At 56.0% G+C, this 22,951-nt stretch carries 21 protein-coding genes, 1 tRNA gene and 1 rRNA gene; 5 read left to right on the forward strand and 18 right to left on the reverse strand.

Annotated elements, in window-relative coordinates:
* Positions 1–87: 87 nt before the first annotated feature.
* From ACZ6ZO_RS05660 to nrdF, 4 genes are all read right to left on the reverse strand, one after another.
* Complete coding sequence (locus tag ACZ6ZO_RS05660) at positions 88–720, reverse strand: aminoacyl-tRNA hydrolase (RefSeq protein WP_465291187.1); 633 nt, start codon at positions 718–720, stop codon at positions 88–90.
* Between the two features lie 88 nt (positions 721–808).
* Positions 809–2,041 carry a phosphoserine phosphatase SerB gene (gene serB / locus ACZ6ZO_RS05665; RefSeq protein WP_465291189.1) on the reverse strand — a complete coding sequence of 411 codons (1,233 nt, stop codon included), beginning with the start codon at positions 2,039–2,041 and terminating at the stop codon, positions 809–811.
* 113 nt (positions 2,042–2,154) lie between these two features.
* Positions 2,155–3,849, reverse strand: a complete 1,695-nt coding sequence (gene ctaD / locus ACZ6ZO_RS05670; RefSeq protein ID WP_465291191.1) for an aa3-type cytochrome oxidase subunit I — start codon at positions 3,847–3,849, stop codon at positions 2,155–2,157.
* Positions 3,850–4,494: 645 nt separating this feature from the next.
* On the reverse strand, positions 4,495–5,505 hold the full coding sequence (nrdF, locus tag ACZ6ZO_RS05675; protein WP_465291193.1) for a class 1b ribonucleoside-diphosphate reductase subunit beta: 1,011 nt from the start codon (positions 5,503–5,505) through the stop codon (positions 4,495–4,497).
* Between the two features lie 596 nt (positions 5,506–6,101).
* Here nrdF and ACZ6ZO_RS05680 point away from each other — a divergent pair.
* A complete protein-coding gene (locus ACZ6ZO_RS05680) occupies positions 6,102–6,809 on the forward strand; it encodes a FadR/GntR family transcriptional regulator (protein WP_465291195.1) in 708 nt (235 codons plus the stop codon).
* Positions 6,810–6,873: 64 nt separating this feature from the next.
* On the opposite strand, the gene nrdE is transcribed toward ACZ6ZO_RS05680, so the two are convergent.
* The 5 genes from nrdE to ACZ6ZO_RS05705 form a co-directional block, all read right to left on the reverse strand.
* Positions 6,874–8,997, reverse strand: coding sequence for a class 1b ribonucleoside-diphosphate reductase subunit alpha (gene nrdE, locus ACZ6ZO_RS05685; protein WP_465291216.1), 2,124 nt, complete (start codon positions 8,995–8,997; stop codon positions 6,874–6,876).
* Between the two features lie 92 nt (positions 8,998–9,089).
* Positions 9,090–9,518: a class Ib ribonucleoside-diphosphate reductase assembly flavoprotein NrdI gene (gene nrdI / locus ACZ6ZO_RS05690; protein WP_182385489.1), complete on the reverse strand. Its 429-nt coding sequence runs from the start codon at positions 9,516–9,518 to the stop codon at positions 9,090–9,092.
* A gap of 146 nt (positions 9,519–9,664) precedes the next feature.
* Positions 9,665–9,898: a glutaredoxin-like protein NrdH gene (gene nrdH / locus ACZ6ZO_RS05695; protein ID WP_182385488.1), complete on the reverse strand. Its 234-nt coding sequence runs from the start codon at positions 9,896–9,898 to the stop codon at positions 9,665–9,667.
* 580 nt (positions 9,899–10,478) lie between these two features.
* A complete protein-coding gene (ykgO, locus tag ACZ6ZO_RS05700; RefSeq protein ID WP_005511141.1) occupies positions 10,479–10,601 on the reverse strand; it encodes a type B 50S ribosomal protein L36 in 123 nt (40 codons plus the stop codon).
* Between the two features lie 105 nt (positions 10,602–10,706).
* Entirely contained in the window at positions 10,707–12,074 is a 1,368-nt protein-coding gene (locus ACZ6ZO_RS05705) for a sugar porter family MFS transporter (protein ID WP_465291198.1), read from the reverse strand.
* Positions 12,075–12,110: 36 nt separating this feature from the next.
* On the opposite strand from ACZ6ZO_RS05705, the gene nadE reads away from it, so the two are divergent.
* On the forward strand, positions 12,111–12,938 hold the full coding sequence (nadE, locus tag ACZ6ZO_RS05710) for an ammonia-dependent NAD(+) synthetase (RefSeq protein ID WP_182385486.1): 828 nt from the start codon (positions 12,111–12,113) through the stop codon (positions 12,936–12,938).
* 47 nt (positions 12,939–12,985) lie between these two features.
* Here nadE and ACZ6ZO_RS05715 read toward each other — a convergent pair whose 3' ends face one another.
* From ACZ6ZO_RS05715 to pgm, 6 genes are all read right to left on the reverse strand, one after another.
* Positions 12,986–13,405, reverse strand: a complete 420-nt coding sequence (locus tag ACZ6ZO_RS05715; protein ID WP_182385485.1) for a pyridoxamine 5'-phosphate oxidase family protein — start codon at positions 13,403–13,405, stop codon at positions 12,986–12,988.
* Between the two features lie 130 nt (positions 13,406–13,535).
* Positions 13,536–13,611 (reverse strand) — tRNA-Ala (locus tag ACZ6ZO_RS05720).
* A 141-nt stretch (positions 13,612–13,752) separates the two neighbouring features.
* On the reverse strand, positions 13,753–15,105 hold the full coding sequence (locus ACZ6ZO_RS05725; RefSeq protein WP_465291201.1) for a Na+/H+ antiporter family protein: 1,353 nt from the start codon (positions 15,103–15,105) through the stop codon (positions 13,753–13,755).
* A gap of 369 nt (positions 15,106–15,474) precedes the next feature.
* Positions 15,475–16,200: a DsbA family protein gene (locus ACZ6ZO_RS05730; protein WP_465291203.1), complete on the reverse strand. Its 726-nt coding sequence runs from the start codon at positions 16,198–16,200 to the stop codon at positions 15,475–15,477.
* A gap of 43 nt (positions 16,201–16,243) precedes the next feature.
* Positions 16,244–16,699 carry a MauE/DoxX family redox-associated membrane protein gene (locus tag ACZ6ZO_RS05735; RefSeq protein ID WP_244310990.1) on the reverse strand — a complete coding sequence of 152 codons (456 nt, stop codon included), beginning with the start codon at positions 16,697–16,699 and terminating at the stop codon, positions 16,244–16,246.
* Positions 16,700–16,733: 34 nt separating this feature from the next.
* Positions 16,734–18,395 (reverse strand): phosphoglucomutase (alpha-D-glucose-1,6-bisphosphate-dependent), encoded by a 1,662-nt coding sequence (gene pgm / locus ACZ6ZO_RS05740; protein WP_465291205.1) that lies wholly within the window; start codon positions 18,393–18,395, stop codon positions 16,734–16,736.
* A 272-nt stretch (positions 18,396–18,667) separates the two neighbouring features.
* Here pgm and ACZ6ZO_RS05745 point away from each other — a divergent pair, with 272 nt between their 5' ends.
* From ACZ6ZO_RS05745 to ACZ6ZO_RS05755, 3 genes are read left to right on the forward strand one after another with little or no spacing between them, the layout of a single operon-like run.
* Entirely contained in the window at positions 18,668–20,086 is a 1,419-nt protein-coding gene (locus ACZ6ZO_RS05745) for an alanine/glycine:cation symporter family protein (RefSeq protein WP_182385480.1), read from the forward strand.
* Positions 20,087–20,104: 18 nt separating this feature from the next.
* A complete protein-coding gene (locus ACZ6ZO_RS05750; protein ID WP_465291218.1) occupies positions 20,105–20,398 on the forward strand; it encodes a fluoride efflux transporter family protein in 294 nt (97 codons plus the stop codon).
* Positions 20,344–20,694, forward strand: a complete 351-nt coding sequence (locus ACZ6ZO_RS05755; RefSeq protein ID WP_232843242.1) for a FluC/FEX family fluoride channel — start codon at positions 20,344–20,346, stop codon at positions 20,692–20,694. The genes ACZ6ZO_RS05750 and ACZ6ZO_RS05755 overlap by 55 nt, the downstream gene beginning before the upstream one ends.
* A gap of 48 nt (positions 20,695–20,742) precedes the next feature.
* On the opposite strand, the gene ACZ6ZO_RS05760 is transcribed toward ACZ6ZO_RS05755, so the two are convergent.
* The 3 genes from ACZ6ZO_RS05760 to rrf form a co-directional block, all read right to left on the reverse strand.
* Positions 20,743–22,125, reverse strand: a complete 1,383-nt coding sequence (locus ACZ6ZO_RS05760; protein WP_465291208.1) for a GntP family permease — start codon at positions 22,123–22,125, stop codon at positions 20,743–20,745.
* A gap of 5 nt (positions 22,126–22,130) precedes the next feature.
* Positions 22,131–22,649, reverse strand: a complete 519-nt coding sequence (locus ACZ6ZO_RS05765; RefSeq protein WP_182385478.1) for a gluconokinase — start codon at positions 22,647–22,649, stop codon at positions 22,131–22,133.
* 221 nt (positions 22,650–22,870) lie between these two features.
* A 5S ribosomal RNA gene (gene rrf, locus ACZ6ZO_RS05770) occupies positions 22,871–22,951 on the reverse strand; the annotation flags it as partial.

The raw sequence follows: 22,951 nt of genomic DNA on the forward strand, positions 1-22,951 counted from the left end.
TCATACTAACTACCAATCACTCATGGCGCAGCTGTCACAACAACAACGGTCGTCGACAAGCGTTGCACACGACCCAGCAGCTGCCCCCTAAAACTCGTTAGGTAGGGCCACCACGGTCACCGAACCTGGCGTCACTTCCGTGTAACCGGCGTCGCGCACGGCAACTGCGTCCGCCCTGCCAGCCAGCGAGGCAAACTGCGCGCGGGGAACCTCCCTGACTTGTAGCGGGAACCCTTGCTGGGCCCAGCGCCACGCCGCATCGGCCGGCACATGCGCCGCCAACAACATAGCCGCGTGCCCGACCTGCGCAGCCGCCTTACCGACGCTCATCCCCAACGACGCGTCCACCACCAGCAGCGGAATACCTGGAGCTACGGGACCCGGTGACTCTACAGGAAGATCTGTGCCTTCGATCTGCAGCTTTGCGATCAGGGGCTCAGTAGCATGGACTACGCTCGGTACAAATGCGCGCGCCTGCGCACCACCCTGCTCAGCAGTGACTCCAGGCAGACCTTGCACTCGCTCCCATTGGGTATTGCGCGCCCGACGAGCGATTTTACGGATCCGTGCCCCATACCACCGCTGCAGTACGTCCGCGAAGGCAGAGTCTTCCCCAGCCCGCGGATCCAGACAGACAGCAACCACCGCCCGCGCTGCTGCCTCAAGCAGCTCCGTGCGCGACGGCCGGTTGCTTTTCGGAATATTCAGCACAATCGGCATGGCCTGCACAGTGTCGGGATTAGTGGGGTCCTCCCCATCACGACCGGGGGCTAACACCAACTGCAGTCGCTGGTGTGCCCTCTCAAAGCTAGCGGGCAGCACGGTCAACATCGAGCTTGTTGATGCCCAACATGTACAGCACCTCATCCATGAACGGCGACGTGACCGCAGCGTCCGCGACCTCGCGCAACGCCGGCTTCGCATTAAAGGCAATCCCCAGACCAGCCGCCGAGATCATGTCAATGTCGTTGGCACCATCGCCGACCGCTACAGTCTGGTGCATGTCCAGGCCAGAATCTGCCGCGAATTCCCGCAGGAAATCCGCCTTTGCTGGGCGATCCACCACCTTGCCGATCACTCGACCAGTGAGCTTGCCATCCACGATTTCCAGGGTGTTTGCACGCACGTAGTCCAACTTCAGGTCCTCTGCTAGATCCTCTAGAACCTGGATAAACCCGCCAGAGACCACGGCTGTCTTGTATCCCATCTTTTGCAGGGTCTTCAGGGTGGTTCGCACGCCTGGTGTGAGCTTTAGATCTCGTGCGACGGCGTGGATCACTGACTCATCGAGGCCCGCCAGAGTCGCAACACGTTCCCGCAACGACTCCTCAAAATCAAGTTCGCCGCGCATTGCCCGGTCGGTCACCGCTGCAACCTCGGCTTCTTTACCAGCGTATGCAGCCAGCATTTCGATGACTTCTTGAGTAATCAGCGTCGAATCGCAGTCAAAGCAAATCAATCCCTTGGCGCGTCGCTGTACACCCGCGCGGTCGATTGCGATATCGACACCGATCTCGTGAGAAAGCTCTGCCAGCGCGCGACGAAGCGGTACCCCACCTCCCGGCTCAGCGTTAGGGACAGATACGTCGAGCTCAATGGCCGTGATGGGGTAATCAGTCAGGCCTCGGTAGGCCTCAATATTGGCGCCATAATTAGCGAGAGTCTGGCCGAGCTTGTACACGTGTTCCGCAGTGACCACCGAGCCCAACAGCGCCAGAACGTGGGTGGAGTGGGGCCTAGGCTGTGGTACCGCGGGGAGTTCAGCCACAGTAACCTGCAGTCCGTGTACCTTCAGGGTGTTGCGCAGCCCCTCAGAAACGGTATCAATTTTCTCTGGTTTCATTCCCACGAACGCAGCCAGGGAGAGCTGTCCTCGGAATACCGATTGTTCAATATCAACGAGTTGCACGCCATGCGCTGCCAGCACTCGGAAAACAGCTGCTGAGACGCCTGCTTGGTCGGAGCCGGTGACGGTGATGATTACTGGCACGAGGCCGTCGGCAAGTGCGTTGAAGTGCTCTTCAGGGAGATCCGTAGTCATGGCTTCATTCTTTCACGCTTAAACAGATGGCTAAAACAGGGCCACCCCCAGCAGTCGTAACAATCGACTGCTGGGGGTGAGTTCACATCGCCAAGTGCGATAGAAACCGGTTCTTAGTGGCGACCGGAGTGTGCCTCTGCACGCATACGCTCGACCATGTGAGGGTAGTGCAGTTCGAACGCTGGGCGTTCGGAGCGAATGCGAGGCATGGAGGTGAAGTTGTGTCGTGGAGGAGGGCAAGAGGTTGCCCACTCGAGGGAGTTGCCGTAGCCCCATGGATCGTCAACGGTGACGATCTCGCCGTAGCGCCAGGACTTGAAGACGTTCCAAATAAATGGGATGACGGACAGGCCGAGGATGAACGCGGAGACCGTGGAGATCTGGTTCAGCAGGGTGAAGCCATCGGAGTCAAGGTAGTCAGCGTAACGACGTGGCAGACCCATGTTACCCAGCCAATGCTGAACCAGGAAGGTGCCGTGGAAGCCGAAGAAGCTCAGCCAGAAGTGCCACATACCCAGCTTTTCATCCAGCATACGACCGGTCATCTTCGGGAACCAGAAGTACACACCTGCGCAGGAGGCGAACACGATGGTGCCGAACAGGGTGTAGTGGAAGTGCGCAACCACGAAGTAGGTGTCCGAGATGTGGAAGTCCAGTGGTGGGGATGCCAGCATGATGCCGGTGAGGCCACCGAAGAGGAAGGTAACCAGGAAGCCCATGGCCCACACCATTGGGGTCTCCCAAGAAATGTGCCCCTTCCACATGGTGCCTACCCAGTTGAAGAACTTCACGCCGGTTGGCACGGAGATCAGGAAAGTCATGAAGGAGAAGAACGGAAGAAGAACCGCACCGGTGACAAACATGTGGTGTGCCCACACAGCCATGGACAGTGCGCCGATGGACAAGGTTGCGAAGATCAGGCCGACGTAGCCGAACATTGGCTTGCGGGAGAACACTGGCACGACCTCAGAGATGATGCCGAAGAATGGCAGCGCAAGGACATATACCTCAGGGTGACCGAAGAACCAGAACAGGTGCTGCCACATAATGGAGCCACCGTTGCCTGGATCGTAGAGGTGGCCACCGAGCTTGCGGTCAAACAGCACACCTAGGGCAGCTGCAGTCAGAACCGGGAAGATCAGCAGTGCGATAACGGAGGTGACAAAGATATTCCAGGTGAAAATTGGCATGCGGAACATGGTCATACCTGGTGCACGGAGGCACAGGATGGTGGTCAGCATGTTCACTGCGGACAAAATGGTACCAACTCCACCGGCACCAACGCCGACGATCCACATGTCAGAGCCGATGCCTGGGGAGTGGATGGAGTCAGACAGTGGGGAGTACATGGTCCAGCCGAAGTCTGCTGCACCACCTGGGGTCAGGAAGCCGGACAGCATCGCGACACCACCGATGGTGGTCAGCCAGAAACCGAAAGCGTTCAGACGTGGGAATGCAACGTCCGGTGCACCAATCTGGAGTGGGAGAATGTAGTTTGCAAAGCCCCACACCACTGGGGTGCCGTACAGCAGCAGCATAACGGTGCCGTGCATGGTGAACATCTGGTTGAACTGCTCGTTCGACAGGAACTGAAGTCCTGGGGAGAACAGCTCGGCACGAATCAGCAGAGCCATCAGGCCACCGAGGAAGAAGAAGCTGAAGGACATGATGATGTACATGATGCCCAGCTGCTTGTGGTCGGTGGTGGTAAGCATCTTCCAAGCAAAAGAACCCTTGCGGGCATTGCCGGTAGGTGCAGGCCTTGCTGGTACGACCGAATGGTCGACCTTAGGCGCTACAGCGGTCATTAGTTCCTCCTGACTAAGCGAAAGACCCTGCCCTCACAGAATCTTCCATTATTATGACCCAAACCTTCATTTGAGACACAATGAACCTATCCGGCCATATAGACCGGTTACCCGGCCAAGTCTAGCGTCCCCTAAGGCATTTCGGTAACTCTTATCAGACTGCGGGGGTATTGCCTTGCACACATTGGGGAACCAATTGCGCTGCGACACGAAACAATATTTTCAATTTTCGCTAGTTATACAATCACTTAAACGTTCATCAGTTGTATCGTCCCCGCTCAACGCCGTGCGAGCGTTCACTTTTGTCACTTCGTCCACAACTGCAGTTCCCCTCCCGCGATTTCACACATCAACCCTTAGTTGTACCCCTTGCCACCCTCCCGCTCCGCACGGAGATCGAGATCGCTGGCAGCTTGCAGACCCGGCGGTCGCCAACTTCATGCAATGGGCTAGCCGTATCCAAAAATGCAACAAGCTAACCCGAGCCCCTGAAGCAAAGAACCCAAAATCAGGAATCGAGCGTACGGATGGGATTTCTGAGTCCTAATTCATCCCATCCGTACGCCAAATTTCGGGCGTCAATACTAATGGCCGGCCCCCGCCCTCATTTTTGGAGAGCGACGGCCGGCCATCGTAACCGAGAACCTAGAAGTCCCAGTCGTCGTCGGTGGTGATCTCAGCTTTGCCGATCACGTAGGAGGAACCGGAACCGGAGAAGAAATCGTGATTCTCGTCGGCATTTGGAGAAAGCGCAGACAGGATAGCTGGGGACACCTTGGTGTCATCTGCCGGGAAGAGTCCTTCGTAACCCAGGTTGTTCAGGGCCTTGTTCGCGTTGTAGCGCAGGAATTTCTTTACATCTTCTGTCCAGCCCAGTTCGTCGTAGAGATCTTCCGTGTATTGGATCTCATTGTCATAGAGCTCGAAGACCAGGTCGAAGGTGTGTTCCTTCATTTCGTCGCGGCGCGCCTGCGTTTCCTTTTCCAAGGCCTTTTGGTACTTGTACCCGATGTAGTAACCATGGACAGCTTCATCGCGAATGATGAGGCGGATCATATCCGCAGTGTTGGTCAGCTTGCCGTGGGAAGACCAGTACATCGGCAGATAGAAACCGGAGTAGAACAGGAACGACTCGAGCAGTGTCGAGGCGACCTTGCGCTTGAGCGGATCTTTTCCGTCGTAGAAATCGAGGATGATCTTGGCCTTGTTCTGCAAGTACTCGTTTTCCTCGGACCAACGGAAGGCATCGTTAATCTCTGCGGTGGACGCAAGCGTCATAAAGATATTGGAGTAAGACTTAGCGTGCACCGACTCCATGAACGCAATGTTGGTAAGTACTGCTTCCTCATGGGGAGTGACGGCATCCGGAATCAAGGAAACCGCACCGACCGTGCCCTGGATAGTATCCAGCAAGGTCAGGCCGGTGAAAACTCGCATGGTTGCGAGCCGTTCTTGATCATTGAACATTTCCCAGTTCTTGATGTCGTTGGACACTGGAACTTTTTCAGGAAGCCAGAAGTTACCGGTGAGACGGTCCCACACTTCTTGGTCTTTTTCGTCTGGAATCTCGTTCCAGTTGATTGCCGAAATTGGCCCTGCCAACACTCGGTTTTGCTCATCGTGACGATGAGAAGGCGCATGCGATTCAAGAGACATACGATTACTGACCCTTCCATTTTTAATGTGCCTACCACCTTACCGCGTTGTTGCAGAAGCGGAAATCGCAACCTACAGCCACTGACGAGGGGCCAACTTTGCCCCGTTTTAAGCCGAGTCAACATCTGACCATTGCCCCCGAAGCACAGTTTTATTCACATTCCACTAAGGGTGGCTCACATGCGATCCCAACCCCTTTGCCAGCTGGCTTGAATATTTGCCACTGATAGGCAAAAACCAAAAATTGCTTCCTCCCCCCGCTGCCCGATCATTTTTGCACGGTAGCGCACGTTCTTAACAGCAAAAGGGGACAGCTTCCGCCGATCGCTCACACACGACGTTCAGAATTATGCTGACAACTAAAACAAATAAGCAATGGTGAACGGCATTTAATTCATGGCGCTTAGTGGAACTAGAGCCAGTCGTGTACTACATTCTTTGTCATCGACTTCTTTCTTGCAACTGCTGGTGAGGGAGCCGTCACGGTTTCTTTGTTGAACATTGTTGGTTTTCCGTTGGTTCTTCTAGGCACTAACGGAAGGAGAAACCGCGTCACCCCTCGAACGATTAGACATCAATAATAAGGAAATCCACTCATGCCAACCATGCCCATTCGCCCCCATGCTCCGCTCTTGGAGACTGTGTTGGATCAGATCGGCTCGGACATTGTCAGTGGCAAGATCAAATCGGGTGAGAAGTTCACCCTGCAGACGCTGTGCGAGTCCTTCTCGATTTCTCGCACTGTTGCTCGCGAGACCATGCGTGCACTAGAACACCTCGGGATGGTGTCCTCTTCACGTCGCGTTGGCATCACGGTGTTGCCATCCTCCCAGTGGTCGGTGTTTAGCGAACCGATCATCCGGTGGCGCCTCCGGGAGCCTTCTCAACGTAACGAGCAGCTGTCGTCCCTCACTGCTCTACGGGAAGCTGTAGCACCTCGCGCCGCCGCGATTGCAGCCGTGGCAGCGAGCCAGCGGGAGGGGCAGCGACTCCGTGACCTCGCAGCGACGATGCGCACGCTCGGCGCTGACAAGGAAGGAACCAGCGAGGAGTTCCTGAACACGAATCTCGAGTTTCACTCATTGCTGCTGGAGTGCTCGGACAATGAAATGTTTTCTGCACTCATCCCATCGATTTCTGCCGTGATTCGCGCCCGGTACGACGCCGGTGGATTTGACGCTCAGCCGTCGAGCGAGCTCCTCGATACCTACGACGCCTTGGCGGAAGCCATTTTCCACCGCGATGACAACGCAGCGTCGCAGGAGTGCGCGAAGCTGATTGCATTGGAGTCAGCCACCGCGTAAGCGCCTCCAGGAACGCTAAAAATGGGCGTCGTTAAGCAGCTTGCTTAGCGACGCCCATCAGCTGTTACAGCATGCAGCTGACGCAGCCCTCGACCTCCGTACCTTCCAGCGCGGTTTGACGCAGGCGGATGTAGTAGATGGTCTTGATGCCCTTACGCCACGCGTAGATTTGCGCGCGGTTGATGTCGCGGGTGGTGGCAGTGTCCTTGAAGAACAAGGTCAGGGACAACCCTTGGTCCACATATTTGGTGGCGACGGCGTAGGTGTCGATGATCTTCTCGAAGCCGATCTCGTAGGCATCCTCGAAGAACTCAAGGTTGTCGTTGGTCATGAACGGCGCCGGGTAGTAGACGCGACCAATCTTGCCTTCCTTACGGATCTCAATGCGAGAGGCAATCGGGTGGATCGAGGAGGTGGAGTGGTTGATGTACGAAATCGAACCTGTTGGTGGCACCGCCTGTAGGTTGCGGTTGAACATGCCATGCTCCATGACCTCACGCTTCAGTGCTTCCCATGCTTCCGCGTCCGGAATTTGCACAGAGGACTGCGCGAAGATCTCCTTCACCCGATCGGTCTTAGGTTGGAAATCGGCTGGGTCGAAGCGATCGAAGTATGCGCCACTGGCGTAGTCGGAGGTTTCGAAGCCCTGGAAACGCTGGCCCCGCTCCTGCGCAATCTTGGTGGAGGCTTTAATTGCTTCAAACAGGATTGCTGCGAAGTAGACGTTGGTAAAGTCCAGCGCTTCTTCCGAACCGTAGTGAATACGCTCACGCCCCAAGTAACCATGCAGGTTCATCTGACCCAGTCCAATGGCGTGGGCAGCATCGTTGCCCTTCTTGACGGATGGCACCGAGTCAATGGAGGTCTGTTCAGACACGGCGGTCAGCCCGCGGATCGCAGTTTCCACGGTCTGGGAGAAGTTCGGGGAATCCATGGTCAGCGCAATGTTGAGTGAGCCAAGATTACATGAAATGTCCTCGCCTACTTCCTTGTAGGACAGGTCAGCGTTGAACGTGGACGGCGTGGAAACCTGGAGAATCTCAGAGCACAGGTTTGAGTGCGTGATACGGCCAGCGATTGGGTTCGCTTCATTGACCGTGTCCTCAAACATGATGTATGGGTAGCCAGATTCGAATTGAATCTCCGCCAAGGTCTGGAAGAACTGGCGGGCGTTGATCTTTGTCTTTCGGATGCGGCCATCTTCCACCATCTCGTGGTAGTGCTCAGAGATCGGCACGTCGGCGAATGGCTTGCCGTAGACGCGCTCAACATCGTATGGCGAGAACAGGTACATGTCATCGTTCTTCTTCGCCAGTTCGAAGGTGATGTCTGGGATCACAACACCGAGGGACAGCGTCTTGATGCGTACCTTCTCGTCAGCGTTCTCGCGCTTAGTGTCCAGGAACTTCATGATGTCCGGGTGGTGCGCGTGCAGGTACACAGCGCCAGCACCCTGGCGAGCGCCCAGCTGGTTGGCGTAGGAGAAGGAGTCCTCGAGCAGCTTCATCACGGGGATCACACCAGAGGACTGATTCTGGATCTTCTTGATCGGAGCTCCCGCTTCACGAAGGTTGGACAGCAACAGCGCCACACCACCGCCACGCTTGGACAGCTGCAGCGCGGAATTGATGGCGCGGCCAATGGACTCCATGTTGTCCTCGATGCGCAGCAGGAAGCAGGAAACTGGCTCGCCGCGCTGAGCTTTACCGGAGTTGAGGAAGGTCGGAGTTGCCGGCTGGAAACGGCCGGAGATGATCTCGTCAACCAGGTTTTCGGCCATGGTCTTGTCGCCGGCCGCAAGGGTCAGTGCGACCATGCAGACGCGGTCTTCAAAACGTTCCAGGTAGCGCTTACCGTCGAAGGTCTTGAGGGTGTACGAAGTGTAGTACTTGTAGGCGCCGAGGAAGGTGGTAAAGCGGAATTTCGCCGCGTATGCGCGCTTGAACAGGGATTTAACAAACTCGAAGTCGTACTTATCGAGCACTTCCTGCTCGTAATAGTTGTTTTCCAGCAGGTAGTCGAGCTTTTCCTTCAGGTTGTGGAAGAACACGGTGTTTTGGTTCACATGCTGGAGGAAGAACTGACGGGCGGCGGCGCGGTCCTTATCGAACTGGATCTTGCCGTCGTTGTCATACAGATTCAACAGCGCGTTGAGCGCGTGGTAATCAAGCTGATCTGCAGCAGCCATGGGATCCTTGATGGATTCATTAGTGATGGTCACGTCAGGTTTCCTCTTACGTAGTTGGAGTTTCGGATTCTAGAGTACGTTGTTCACGCAGCTTACGCTGCCGTTAAACCGAGTTGAGTGGCATTATCGAGGAGCCCGCCACGAACAATGCGGACGTCTTCTTCATTGCCCATCAACTCAAAGCGATAAACATAGGGCACGCCGCATTTCTTCGAGATCACATCGCCCGCCACCCCGAAATCCGTGCCGAAGTTGGAGTTCCCTCCTGCGATCACGGCTCGAATCAGGCTGCGATTGTGCTCATTATTGAGGAATCGAATGACCTGCACTGGGACAGGTTTGGAGTTCACCCCAGTAATGGACGCCCCTCCCCCATACGTTGGACAGATCAGCACATAAGGCTCATCGACGACCAGTGGTTCGTCACTTTTGTGCATCGGAATTCGGGCACTAGGAAAGCCGAGCTTTTCGACGAACCGGTGCGTGTTTCCTGTGGCGGAAGAAAAATAGACGATGAGCATGGTGTTCTCTGCAATGCGGGGGAATACAAAACAAAGGCCGCCCTCAATCGACATGTAGAGGGCGGGCACTTTAATTGATGTCCCTGTGGAATCTCTTGACAGCGATCCGGTCTCTTGCGGATCTACAGGGACCGAACGGTTAGTACTTAAGCAACCTCAGCAGCGAGGCTGCGGATGCGCTCTGGACGGAAACCCGACCAGTGCTCGCCGTTAGCTTCCACGACAGGCGCCTGCAGGTAGCCAAGTGCCATGACATAGTCACGAGCATCATCGTCCATGCTGATGTCAACCAAGTTGTACTCAAGGCCAGCACGATCGAGGGCCTTCTTGGTTGCTACGCACTGGACACAAGCTGGCTTGCTGTAAACGGTGATTGCCATGTTGATCGATCCTTAAGAGACTAGCTCCTGCATCTAGCGATACAGAGAGAGGAAGATTCCGAAAACTAACGAACTAACCGAAGCTTTTCCACCGGGCCGTTGAGCCAGTGTTTTGTGTTTCGGTGACAAGAAAAGACACTATACGTTGTGGCCAAAAAGCGCAAAGGATACTAGATGTAGTAGTTACAACGTGAGTATTTGCAGGATCCAGCCAAACGGCGACACTACATGTTGCGCTTCCCACTCGCTGCAAATTACATCGTTGTACCTTCCCGACTTACACTAATGACATTTCCCCAGCTCGCCCCCTTTCCTCGTTACCGAATTGTTATATTTAGCCCTTGCTAGAAATCTCACTGGTAGCCACTTGCCATCCCGCCCCCTCGAGTACTGAAACCCGGGAAGCATTCCCCGGATCTCGGGACCACAACACAGAAATAGCAGGTCTGCAGCAAGAAAACCTACCGAAACCCGGGAAACGCTTCCCGGGGATTACAGAGAAAGGGGAACAACCAGCCCAGCCCCAGGGACAAAACAAAACGCCCGTGCCGAAACCGGCACGGGCGCTTATACTCAGGGATTAGCCCTGGCGAGCCTTGAAGCGTGGCTCCTTCTTGTTGATGACGTAGACCTTGCCACGGCGACGCACAACCTGGGCGCCCGGCTTGTTCTTCAGCGACCGAAGGGATTTACGGACCTTCATTCGGGCGCTCCTTTCTTTAATGCGCGATGAGAATGGAGCCACGCGCGGGTATGCGGCGACTCTCGACGGCTGACAACGGTGCCAGCCATGACACGAACATCTATGTTAACCGACAGTGGCGCTTTTACCAAAACGGGAGTGACGTGCCCGCATGTCCTCGGAAATTTCCGTCAGACTCCGGCCGGCGGTTTCGGGAACATAGCGAAGCACGAACACTAGCGCGGAACCACCTAGCACTGCGAAGACAATGAAGGAGGCTGGGCCGCCGATGGCGCTGACCATGGGCAGGAATCCCTGGGCTACTGCCCAGTTTGCTGTCCACAGGCCAAGTCCGGCAATGCCCATGCCAAGACCACGTGCTTGTTGTGGCACCAGTTCACTGAGTAGGAGCCAGGTTGTCAGAGACACCGCCGCTTGTTGGAACGCGATAAACAGTGCCATGAGGATCAATACGGCCCAGGAGATGCTGGCGTTTGTTTCAGCAAAGTTGTAGGCGACCGCGAGCAGGATGAGGGATGTCGTCGTTCCGCTCAGGCCAATCGTCAGCAGGCGACGCCGCCCCACCTTGTCCACCAGCATCATGCCGACCCAGCACGCGATAACGCTGACGCTACCGATCACAATGGACGTATAGACCGCATTTTGAGTGGAAATCCCCACCATATTCATCATCTTCGGCGCAAAGTACACAATTGCGTTTACGCCGGTTATTTGCTGCGTGATGCCTACGAGGACGGCAATGATCACGGTGGTTCGCACCCACCGGATTTTCAGTGCTTCTTTTTCTTCTCGTCGGGTTTGCTTCGCGGATCGTGGATCAGCAGACCCGGATTCTTTCAACGCCACCCGCTGCGCCACAGCGTCAGCCTCCGCTGTTTTACCTTTGCGGTACAGCCAGGTTGGGGAGTCTGTCATGAACATCATGCCCACGGCCAGGATGGCTCCGGGGATGGCGGCCAGCCCCAGCATGAGTCGCCAGTTTCCAGTGTGGGCTAGCGCCGAGTTAGTGAGAAAGGCGAGTAACTGCCCCACCACAATCATGAGGGTGTTGAGGGAAACGAGCGAGCCGCGCACCGCAGGTGGGACCATTTCGGAGATGTACATCGGCACCACGATCGAGACCAGGCCAACGGCGAAGCCGAGCAGAGTGCGGGCGGCCCCCAGCATCGGCACGGAGGTCGCGACCGCACAGGCAAGGGATCCCACTACGAACACCACTCCGCCGAGGATCAAGGTGAGCTTACGGCCGAGGGCGTCAGCGACTCGTCCGCCGAGCAACGCCCCTAGTGCTGCCCCGACGAGCAGCATCGAAGTGATGGAACCTTCCGTCGCGGGCGTGAGCTGGTAGTCCTTACCGATATAGAGCAGCGCCCCGGACATCACACCGGTGTCGTATCCAAACAGGACACCGCCCAGCGCAGCAATAAGGGCAACGAGCCGGGCATAGCCGGGTACTTGAGTCTGAACATTCACGTCTAATAACCCTGCCACTTCACTATGCTGTATGTCATGTCAGTGAGAAGCGAAATCGTCGCAGCATTGCACACCCGCCCAACGATCGACCCCCAGGAGGAGATCAATTCCCGCGTCCAATTCCTCGCAGATTACCTGCGCAGCACGGGGCTGCGGGGTTATGTGTTGGGGATTTCCGGCGGTCAGGATTCTACGGTGGCAGGTCGATTGGCGCAGTTAGCCGTCGAAAAGCTGCGCACAGAAGGCTACGACGCTGAATTTTGGGCGATGCGCCTGCCTCACGGCGTGCAGGCCGATGAGGAGGACGCACGTATCGCTCTAGAATTCATTCGCGCCGACCACGAGGTAACAGTCAACATCAAACCCGCCACGGCGGCTATGGAAGCAGCGGTCGCCCAGGCGCTCGGGCAGGAGAACCTTGGCGATTTCAACCGCGGCAACGTCAAAGCTCGCCAACGAATGATCGCGCAATACGCACTCGCCGGCGAAAAAGGTCTTCTTGTCATTGGCAGCGACCACGCGGCAGAGAACGTCACCGGGTTTTTCACCAAGTTTGGCGACGGCGGCGCAGACGTTCTGCCCCTCTTCGGACTGTCAAAGCGCCAAGGGGCAGCGCTCTTATCGACGCTCGGGGCGCCGGAATCCACGTGGAAAAAAATACCTACTGCTGACCTCGAAGACGACAAACCGATGCAACCCGACGAAATCGCCCTAGGGGTCTCATACGCCGACATCGACGACTACGTCGAAGGCACCGCTAATGTTCCAGTAGCAGCAGCCCAGCGCATTGAGCATCTATGGCGCATCGGGCGCCATAAGCGCACCACCCCGGTCACTCCCCAAGACTCCTGGTGGCGCGACTAAAACCAAAAGAGCCTCCCACCCCGTCACCGGGAGGGAGGCACCGTGAGCTAGTAACGCTCTGGTTCTTCACCGAGATCGAACTCTCGGCCCGAAATATCGTGTGCCACGATCTTGACAAAGTTGTACTTCAATGTTGGAATCCACGGCTTCAACGGCAACGAATCCGCATGCTGGATCTCTTTATTCGAGGTCAGCAGGTGTGCCTCACCACGAACCACCACAGACCACGCGTGGCCCTCGGAAACCTCATCAGCCTCAAACAACACTTCGCTATTCAATGCCACAGTAAACAGCTTTGAACCTTCCGCGGAGCGGAAGTAGATGTCTTCACCGTCGAGGACATAATTCACCGGGAAAATATCGAACTCTTCTTTGCGGCGGACAACCAACCGGCCGAGCTGCTGCGTTCCCAGCTTTGCGAAAGATGCTTCGCGGTCAAGGACAGTGATAGGGGAATTTTCAGTCATAGCTCTTATTGTGCCACCATCCGACAGTTCCTGACTCTCCCCTCACAATACGGGGGTAATGTGACGACGCTATCAAGGCGAAACGAAGAAAAGCACCCCGGTCAGTTTCCTAAACCGAGGCGCTTTATTGTGGTGGAGCTAACGGGACTCGAACCCGTGACCCCCACACTGCCAGTGTGGTGCGCTACCAGCTGCGCCATAGCCCCGCACGTAACACTTCACAGCCAGATTCAAACCTCCGGCTGAAAGTGAATGCCTGTTTAAAGTACATGACCCGCGAAAGATTAACCAAATCCGCAGGTCAAAGCGGATGTCAACGGGGAAACTCATGAAGCCTCCCCCGGCGACTAGAGAACCATGGCAGCAACCCAACCCGCCACCAGCAACGGCAAGTTGAAGTGCAGGAACGTCGGGATTACCGAGTCCCGGATGTGATCGTGCTGGCCATCAGCGTTAAGACCCGATGTCGGCCCCAGAGTGGAATCCGACGCCGGGGAACCGGCGTCGCCCAACGCGCCTGCCGTACCGACGAGCGCGACCGTTGCCAGCGGGGAGAATCCCATGGACATGCACAGCGGCACGTAAATCGTGGCGATGATCGGCAACGTCGAAAAGCTGGACCCAATGCCCATGGTCACAATCAAACCAACCACAAGCATCGCCCCCGCAGCTGCGGTTTTATTACCTTGGAACAGCGCGGCGGAGGAATCCACGAGGGTTTCCACGTGGCCGGTGGCAGACATGACAGCAGCAAACCCTTGAGCGGTGATCATGATGAAGCCGATGAGCGCCATCATTTTCATGCCGGCAGTGAACACGTCGTCAGCTTCACGCCAATTCACGGCGCCCGTACCAAGGAAAATCGCCAGGCCAATCAGCGCGCCGACCAGCAGGGAATCTGCCTCCAAGTTGAGTGCTTGCATTGCTACCTGCACCGTGAAGGTAGCAATGATCGCGATCACCGATACGATAATTTTGTACCGTGACACCGGCTCATCCTTGTCGACGGTCCCTTGAATAGGCAAGTCTTGGTAGGTGCGCGGTTTCCGGTAGCTGAACAACACAGCAATGAGCAGACCAGCGATCATACCGACAGCCGGAATCGCCATGGCAGACATGACATTTATGCCTTCGGTGGACATACCCGCCTTATCGATGTTGCCGAGGAGAATATCGTTGAGGTAAATGGAACCGAAGCCCAGCGGTACCCACATGTACGTGGTGATCATGCCACCGGTGATAATGCAGGCCACAGCGCGACGATCCAGCCGCAGATGGTTAAAGACCTTGAGTAGCGGAGGGACGATCAGTGGAATGAATGCGATGTGGACCGGAATCAGGTTCTGACTCATAATGGCCATCGCGAGAATACCGACGACAATGCCCCACTTGGTGGCAGCTTCGGCGTTTTTCTTAGCCGACTCACTCTCAACCTTCAACGCACCGATCAGTTTGTTCGCGAGCAGCTTAGGCAATCCCGCACTGGCCACCGCCATCGCGAAAGCACCAAGAAGGGCGTAGCTCAGAGCTAGCTTCGCACCACCGGAAAGCCCTTCTTCAAAAGCGACCATGGTGCCGTCGAGGCCGAGCCCGGCAACGAGCCCACCCACAACCGCTCCAACAAACAAAGAAAGTACGACATGCACGCGAGAAACCGCGAGGATAAGCATGATAAGTACGGCAATTAGTACTGCATTCATGAGTAGACAGCGTAGTCTGCTATGCGCATATAAGTATAAAATGCTTACACCGCAAAATGCCCCCGGGGTTAGTGCCCCCTCGCCGAAGTCACGTGAATCAAGCGTACCGATGGGACGAAAAACGCTCGAAAATCCCAAGCGTACGCTCGATTTGGCGCTTAGATTCCGTGGTGAAGCAAAGCCAGAGCATGTACAACAAGGTCCGGGTCATATAGGCGCACAAATCTTGTTCGTTACCGCACCTACCAGGCCAAATGCATGAAGATCGGCACCAGTCACCAGACGAAACACTTTCCTTTTACTTAACCCCCCAACGTAAAAAGCGCCCCACTTTAAAGAAGCGGAGCGCGGGTTACAGGGAGTGCAAAACTAGGACTGCTTGGCCACTGCCACCCAGTTCTGCAAATCTTCGATGTCCTTGCCATCCTTAATCACGCGAGGGGAAGATACCTTGCCGGTTTCCTCCTGGAGCTTCTCAGCATTAGCCTCAAAGACCTTCACGGCTTCTGCGTGATCTGCCGGAAGTTCAGCAATCTGCTTGACGGCTTCGTCGCTGGCACCGACCTGCTTCGCAGCGTCGGCGAAGTCCTGCATGGTCCACTTGCTGTAGATCTCCTGCTGCTTCTGCATAAGGAGGTCACGGAAGTTCCAATACGCACTTGCGTCGCCAGTTTGAGCGACGACGCGGAGGGCGTCACCGGCGCGGGTGGAGTGGCCGTCGTTGTTGCCACGATCCAGGAAGTGCAGGGTGCGGATATTGACGATCAGCTCACCGGCATCGACAGCGGCCAGCATGTCCTTGTCCGTAGCAATGGCCAGGTCTGAGCAGTGCGGGCAAGAGAAGTCTTCATACAGGTCTACCTGTGGAGTTGAATCAGTAGCCTTGTCCGACTTGAGCTGGTAGGCGTTGTCTTTCACGGACAAGTCGAAGGTGACCTCAGTTTTTTCGAAACCTTCGGTGATTTTTTCAATCTTGGCACCTTTGCCACTGACGAAGATGTAGCCAACCACAGCTACGGCAATTACGAGGACGGCCACCAATGCCCAGAGGAAGCCATTGCTCTTCTCATTTGGGCTCTTGATTTTATTACTCACGTGAAGTCAACCTTTACTTGTTTTCCTGCTGTTATCTCTCACTTTAGGGGTGAAGTGCCAGTTTCCGAAATGGGAACTTCACTGCCCACACAGCCATCGCTAAAAACAGCACGTCACGGGCGATCGCCCATCCCAAGGAGCCCGACTCCCCAGACCCCGAGGAGAAACAGCCACAATCAATTTCCAGGCCACGGATCGCCGCAGAGCTGATCCCTGCGATGAATCCGACCATGATCACTGCCGTGAACGTAGCTGCAGGTCGCAAGAACAGCCCACACAAGAGGAAAAGTCCCAGCACTATTTCCACAGGAGGAAGTGTGAGTGCAATAACCTCCACTAGCCCCGGTGAAAACAGCTCATATGCCTGAATCGACTGTCGAAAGCCCATGGGATTGGCCATCTTTTGATAGCCCGAGACCAGCCACACCAGCGCCAGCCCGAACCGCGCCACGATGCTGAGCACTGTGAACACAGTCCGACCCTTTATATTAGTTGACATATATACAACTTTCCGCGTAGTGGCTGGCAATTAACTAGGAATTACCCAGCACTTCCGAAACCAGCGCCTGGGCTTCCTGCTGAACCTGCTTGAGGTGTTCTTCCCCCTTGAAGGACTCAGCGTAAATCTTGTACTTATCTTCCGTGCCGGATGGCCGGGCTGCAAACCACGCATTCTCGGTGGTGACCTTAAGGCCACCAATTGCTGCACCATTGCCCGGAGCTTCGGTCATCTTCGCGACAATCGACTCCCCCGCCAGCTCAGTGGCAGTCACCTGCTCCGGGGACAGCTTCTTGAGTACAGCCTTTTGCTCGCGATTGGCCTCGGCGTCCGTGCGAGCATAAGCAGGCGCGCCATACTCGTCGGCAAGCTCGGCGTAGCGCTGAGACGGAGTCTTACCGGTTACCGCGATGATTTCTGCGGCCAACAGGTCGAGAATGATGCCATCTTTATCGGTCGACCACACGGTACCGTCGTGACGCAGGAAGGACGCACCAGCAGACTCCTCGCCACCGAAGCCGACGGAGCCGTCGACAAGCCCTGGCACAAACCACTTAAAGCCGACCGGAACCTCCACCAGGTCACGGCCCAGCGCCGCCACGACGCGGTCAATCATGGAGGAGGAAACAAGCGTCTTACCGACGGCGGTGTGCTCTCCCCACCCTGGACGGTGAGCGAACAGGTAATCAATTGCGACAGCCAGGTAGTGGTTCGGGTTCATCAGCCCCGCATCTGGGGTGACAATTCCGTGGCGATCAGCGTCGGCATCGTTGCCGGTAGCAATGTCGAACTTGTCTCGGTTGTCGATCAGCGATGCCATTGCATTCGGGGAGGAGCAGTCCATACGGATCTTGCCGTCGGTATCGAGGGTCATGAAGCGCCAGGTAGCGTCTACCTCAGGGTTCACGACGGTCAAATCCAGGCCGTGAACTTCAGCGATGCGCCCCCAGTAGTCCACGGAAGCGCCGCCCATTGGGTCAGCTCCAATGCGCACGCCAGCCTTCTTAATAGCCTCAATGTCGATCACATTTGGCAGGTCATTGACATAGTTGTCCATGTAGTTGTAGCGGGTAGCACGCTCGTCCAACACGCCGTCCACACGGGTTAGCTCGATGCCCTCAAGCTCGTTTTCCAGCAGCTCGTTGGCCCGCTTAGCGATCCAGTCCGTGGCGTCAGTGTCCGCAGGTCCGCCATGCGGTGGGTTGTACTTGAAACCACCGTCACGCGGCGGATTGTGCGATGGCGTGATAACGATGCCATCTGCGCGCTGCGGGGATGTGCCAAGGACGCCACCTTCCAACTTGGCGTTGTGGGACAAAATGGCATGAGATACCGCTGGGGTTGGGGTGTAGCGGCCACGGTCGTCGACAAGCACTTCAATGTCGGTGGCGAGCAGCACCTCCAACGCTGACAGCATGGCCGGCTCCGACAGCGCGTGAGTATCGCGACCTATAAACAGTGGCCCCTCAATACCTTGGGAGGCACGGTACTCTACGATCGCCTGGGTGATAGCAAGGATGTGGTTCTCGTTGAAGGCTGTGTCGAAGGCAGAACCGCGGTGGCCCGAGGTGCCGAACGCCACTTGCTGATCCGGAATAGTGACGTCAGGTTCCAAGGTGTAGTAGGCGGCCACCAACGCCGCGATGTCAATAAGATCTGCTGACGTTGCCCGTTGGCCAGCGCGCTCGTGTGCCATGTTTTACTCCTTTGGACGAAAAAGTCGTGGGTACCCCTTCCATCTTTCCCGTCTTTTCCAAGCGCTGCAGGACAGCCTCCACTACCCCCGCTCCGAAGAAGGGTGTTTTCCACCGTTCACCAGCACATTAGCGATACTTTAGTGCATAAAATTACCCGGTTTTTCCTTGAAAGCTTTTCAAAACCCCACCTCACAGTGCAGAATGTTATCCATATCACCTTCGTCTATCCACGTTGGTGCAAACCATAGCTCAAGAATTAGCGGAGACAACCATGTCTGATTTCAACACCCTTTTGGGTGATATCGATACTTTCGTTTGGGGACCTTTCTTCCTGATCCCTCTTCTTTTGGGCACTGGTCTCATCCTCACTATTCAGCTTCGTGGCATTCAGTTCCGTACGCTGTTTGTTGCCTTACGGCACGGGCTGATCGATCCTAACGACGAAACCGGTGAGGGCGACATTACGAACTACCAGGCCCTCACCACGGCACTCGCCGCGACTGTCGGCGTGGGCAACATCGTGGGTGTAGCCACGGCAATCGCTGTCGGTGGACCCGGCGCATTGTTCTGGATGTGGGTAACCGGCTTGGTCGGTATGGCGTCCAAGTACTCCGAGGCGTTTCTCGGCATTCGCTTCCGTACCACCGACTCCGCCGGCGAACAATCCGGTGGCCCGCAGTACTACCTCGAGCGCGGCATTAAGGGGCCACTAGGCAAGATCCTGGGTATTGCATTCACCTTGTTCGCGATTGTCGCGAGCTTCGGCATCGGCAACCTGACCCAGGCGAATGCTGTGGCCACCGGCCTGGAAGATGCTTTTGGCATTGCCCCTAATGTCTCCGGCATTATCATGTTCGTCTGCCTCGGTGCGGTCCTCTTGGGTGGCATCCAGGCGATCGGTAGGGTCACGTCCGCTTTCGTACCTCTGATGATCCTGATTTATATCACGGGCGCGATTACTGTTCTGGTGATCAACGCTGAGCAGATCCCCGGAGCATTCGCTCTCATCTTTAGTGACGCATTTAGCGGCACGGCAGCCACTGGTGGCTTCCTGGGCTCTGGCATCATCCTCGCTCTCCAAATGGGTGTTGCTCGCGGTATCTTCTCCAACGAGTCCGGTATGGGTTCCGCCTCGATCGCCGCTGCCGCTGCGAAAACCACTCACCCTGTCCGCCAGGGCCTGGTGTCCATGACACAGACCTTCATCGACACCATCGTCGTGGTTACGTTCACTGGCCTGGTCATTATTTCCACAGGCACCTGGACCAACGGTAAGGATAATGCAGGCACGATGACCGCTGACGCATTCTCTGCCGGACTCCCTGGCCACTGGGGTGGCACTATCGTCTCCGTGTCTCTGGTGTTCTTCGCCTTCTCCACCATCATCGGCTGGTCTTACTACGGTGAGCGCTGTGTGGAACGTCTCGTCGGCCGCCACGGCGCGCTGCCCTACCGCATGATTTTCACCGTGGTGGTGTTCTTCGGTGCGATCACGGAGCTGGAGACGGTCTGGACGCTTGCAGACCTGGCCAATGGTTTGATGGCGCTTCCAAACCTGATCGGTCTGATTCTGCTTTCCGGCTTCATTGCAAAGGAAACTCACGCCTACCTGAAGTTCGATCCTAAGCTGAAGGCCTCTCCTACAGACGTAGAAAAGTTCCTGCAGGAGCAAGGTAGCGACTGGAAGTAGCTAAACTTACCTTCCGTGATGGATTATCTGAAAGTGGGCTGCGGCGCCGGCATAGGCGCTGTGGCCCGCTTTGCGTTAACCCAGGTCCTCGGTCCGGTGGTGTGGGTGACGATAGCGATCAACGTGCTGGGATGTTTCCTCATGGGACGGCTTCGCCCCGGTCTTTTTTGGGGAACAGGAGTGCTCGGTGGCTTCACTACCTTCAGCGCTTTCGCTTTCTCACGAGATCCTCTCGCGATGGCTATCACGGTTATCGGATGCGTGGCAGCGTGGCAGGTCGGCAACGCACTGGCGAAACGGCCCACGTCATGATCGTCCTGCTCGTCTTTATCGGTGGAGTCATGGGTGGCATGATTCGACTCCTTTGTGCCCGCAGCCTGCCACCGCTGTGGGGTACGTTCACCGCGAATATGATTGCCTGCGCGTTACTCGCTTGGGTCTATTCCCATGACTTCTCCCCTATCTTCTGGGGTGTCGGAGTCGCAGGAGCGCTCTCTACCTGGTCGACACTTGCCAAAGAAGTGGGAAGTCTTCCGTACAAAGTCAGTATCGGCTATCTCACCGCCACGGTTGCTTGTGGCACTGGCGTGGTATCGATTTTTGCATAGAAAAAGGCTCCTTTCTTTCCTTAGAAAGGAGCCTCCCTGAGCACAATGTCAAACGACCAAGCTCAGCAGCAGGACCGACAACAGACCAACCACCGACAGGATGGTTTCCATCAAAGACCAGGTCTTAAAGGTTTGACCCACCGTCATACCGAAGTACTCCTTGACCAACCAGAAGCCAGCATCGTTAACATGGGACAGGAACACTGAACCGGCACCAATAGCCAACACGAGCAGTGCAATGTGGGTGTCGGACATTCCAGCCGCCGCGACCGGCGCCATAATGCCTGCTGTAGTGATAGTGGATACGGTTGCTGAGCCCGTCGCCAAGCGGACAGCCACGGCAACCAACCAGCCGGCAACCAACGGCGACAGCGGTGCGCCCTCAATCCATGCACCAATCACTTTGGCAACGCCCGAGTCCACGAGCGTCTGTTTGAAACCGCCGCCAGCACCAACAATCAGCAGAATGCCCGCGATAGGTGCGAAGGAACCACCAACGACGTCAGATACCTCTTTGAGGTTTTTGCCGGACCGCAGGCCGAGCATCACCATGGCGTACAAGGCAGTGATCAGCAAGGCCACCAGTGGGCTACCAAAGAAGCCGAAGGCGGTACCGAGCGCAGACTTCCCGTCGACGCCAGCAGTTTCTGCAACGGTGTTCGCCAGCATCAATACCACTGGCATTAAGATCACCGACAACGCGACGAAGAAACTAGGGCGCAGCTCCCGAGCAATTGGTGTTTCCGTATCAAAGGTGTCCGGTGCCTGGATAGGAACCCACTTCACCATCATTTTGGCAGCCACTGGGCCGGAAATAACCACAGTGGGAATGGCAACCAACAGACCGAAGCCGAGCGTGAGCCCCAAGTTTGCCTTGAGCGCATCAATTGCGATCAGTGGCCCAGGGTGCGGCGGCACCAAACCATGCAGCGCCGACAAACCAGCAAGCGCAGGGATACCAAGTAGAATAACCGGAATCTTGGAGCGCCGCGCAACGAGCATAACCACTGGAATCAGCAAGACCAGACCGACTTCGAAGAACAGCGGAATACCGATGATAAACGCGAGTGCAGCCATCACCCAAGGCAGCTTGCCGACGGTCGTTCGATCCAAAAACGTGTCGACAATCTGGTCAGCTCCACCCGAGCTCACCAGCAGCGCACCAATCATGGCACCGAGCGCGATCAGCACGCCTACGCTACCAACTGTTGACCCCAGCCCGGTGCTAAATGAGGTGAAAGTCTTAGCCAGCGGAATTCCAGCGCTGAGCGCCAGCATCGCGGATCCAAGCATCAGCGAGAGGAAGGGGTGAATCTTTGCCCAGGTAATGAGCAAGATAATTGCGGCGATGCCCAAGCACGCCGCCAAGACGAGTTGAGAACTCGAAGCATGAGTCAGCGGCTCGGTGTCCGCTGCGAGAAGCGTCATCATTGTTCTTATCCTTGGCGCAGGGAGATCTCGCCCAGAACTTTCTCGACGAGATCGGGAATTGCGGGAGTGATATCGACGGTGATCCCGTTTTCAGACTCGTCGAGTCGTTCGAGGGTCGCGAACTGCGAAGGGAGAAGCGTCGTCGGCATAAAGTGCCCCACACGTTTCGTCATACGCTCAGCGATGAGCTCTTGTGGACCATCGAGGTGGACAAAGAGCACCTCCCCCTTAGCCTGTGTTAACAAGTCACGATAGGACCTTTTCAAAGCCGAGCACGTGACGACGGTGCTGTTGCCGGCAGCTGCATGGTGTGTCATCCAGTCTTTAAGACTGTCTAACCATGGCCAACGATCTTCATCGGTCAGAGCAATGCCAGCCGCCATTTTTGTTTTGTTGGCTTCTGGATGGAAGTCATCGGCTTCAGCGTACGGCCAGCCGAGTTTGTTACTAATAGCGCTGGCTACCGACGTTTTTCCGCAGCCACTGACACCCATGAGAACCACGTGCATAGGTTGATGAGCCATCAACGCCTCCTGTGGGAATGTAATCGAACGCCTTTATTTTCCACCCGATTAGTAGGGTTTTCCAAAACCGCTGGATATGTTCCATAAAAGCAAACATTATAACCGAGTTCTGTGGTTTTCAGAGCCGTACTTGAGCCAATATTTATTAACTAGATGACGAAAAGCGGTGTGTCTAGGACTTCACATCCTACACACACCGCTTTTCATGTTTGAAGTTTTTAGGCCGGCAGTGACCTACTCTCCCACACCCTCCCAGGTGCAGTACCATCGGCGCAGCAAGGCTTAGCTTCCGGGTTCGGAAT

The sequence above is a fragment of the Corynebacterium sp. NPDC104732 genome (assembly GCF_055583565.1).

Excerpts from the sequence above, each read along its gene's own strand:
- ACZ6ZO_RS05660 (WP_465291187.1), bottom strand. The coding sequence starts at position 720 with ATGCCGATTGTGCTGAATATTCCGAAAAGCAACCGGCCGTCGCGCACG.
- serB (WP_465291189.1), bottom strand. The coding sequence starts at position 2,041 with ATGACTACGGATCTCCCTGAAGAGCACTTCAACGCACTTGCCGACGGC.
- ctaD (WP_465291191.1), bottom strand. The coding sequence starts at position 3,849 with ATGACCGCTGTAGCGCCTAAGGTCGACCATTCGGTCGTACCAGCAAGG.
- nrdF (WP_465291193.1), bottom strand. The coding sequence starts at position 5,505 with ATGTCTCTTGAATCGCATGCGCCTTCTCATCGTCACGATGAGCAAAAC.
- ACZ6ZO_RS05680 (WP_465291195.1), top strand. The coding sequence starts at position 6,102 with ATGCCAACCATGCCCATTCGCCCCCATGCTCCGCTCTTGGAGACTGTG.
- nrdE (WP_465291216.1), bottom strand. The coding sequence starts at position 8,997 with ATGGCTGCTGCAGATCAGCTTGATTACCACGCGCTCAACGCGCTGTTG.
- nrdI (WP_182385489.1), bottom strand. The coding sequence starts at position 9,518 with ATGCTCATCGTCTATTTTTCTTCCGCCACAGGAAACACGCACCGGTTC.
- nrdH (WP_182385488.1), bottom strand. The coding sequence starts at position 9,898 with ATGGCAATCACCGTTTACAGCAAGCCAGCTTGTGTCCAGTGCGTAGCA.
- ykgO (WP_005511141.1), bottom strand. The coding sequence starts at position 10,601 with ATGAAGGTCCGTAAATCCCTTCGGTCGCTGAAGAACAAGCCGGGCGCC.
- nadE (WP_182385486.1), top strand. The coding sequence starts at position 12,111 with ATGTCAGTGAGAAGCGAAATCGTCGCAGCATTGCACACCCGCCCAACG.
- ACZ6ZO_RS05715 (WP_182385485.1), bottom strand. The coding sequence starts at position 13,405 with ATGACTGAAAATTCCCCTATCACTGTCCTTGACCGCGAAGCATCTTTC.
- ACZ6ZO_RS05725 (WP_465291201.1), bottom strand. The coding sequence starts at position 15,105 with ATGAATGCAGTACTAATTGCCGTACTTATCATGCTTATCCTCGCGGTT.
- ACZ6ZO_RS05735 (WP_244310990.1), bottom strand. The coding sequence starts at position 16,699 with ATGTCAACTAATATAAAGGGTCGGACTGTGTTCACAGTGCTCAGCATC.
- pgm (WP_465291205.1), bottom strand. The coding sequence starts at position 18,395 with ATGGCACACGAGCGCGCTGGCCAACGGGCAACGTCAGCAGATCTTATT.
- ACZ6ZO_RS05745 (WP_182385480.1), top strand. The coding sequence starts at position 18,668 with ATGTCTGATTTCAACACCCTTTTGGGTGATATCGATACTTTCGTTTGG.
- ACZ6ZO_RS05750 (WP_465291218.1), top strand. The coding sequence starts at position 20,105 with ATGGATTATCTGAAAGTGGGCTGCGGCGCCGGCATAGGCGCTGTGGCC.
- ACZ6ZO_RS05755 (WP_232843242.1), top strand. The coding sequence starts at position 20,344 with ATGCGTGGCAGCGTGGCAGGTCGGCAACGCACTGGCGAAACGGCCCAC.
- ACZ6ZO_RS05760 (WP_465291208.1), bottom strand. The coding sequence starts at position 22,125 with ATGATGACGCTTCTCGCAGCGGACACCGAGCCGCTGACTCATGCTTCG.
- ACZ6ZO_RS05765 (WP_182385478.1), bottom strand. The coding sequence starts at position 22,649 with ATGGCTCATCAACCTATGCACGTGGTTCTCATGGGTGTCAGTGGCTGC.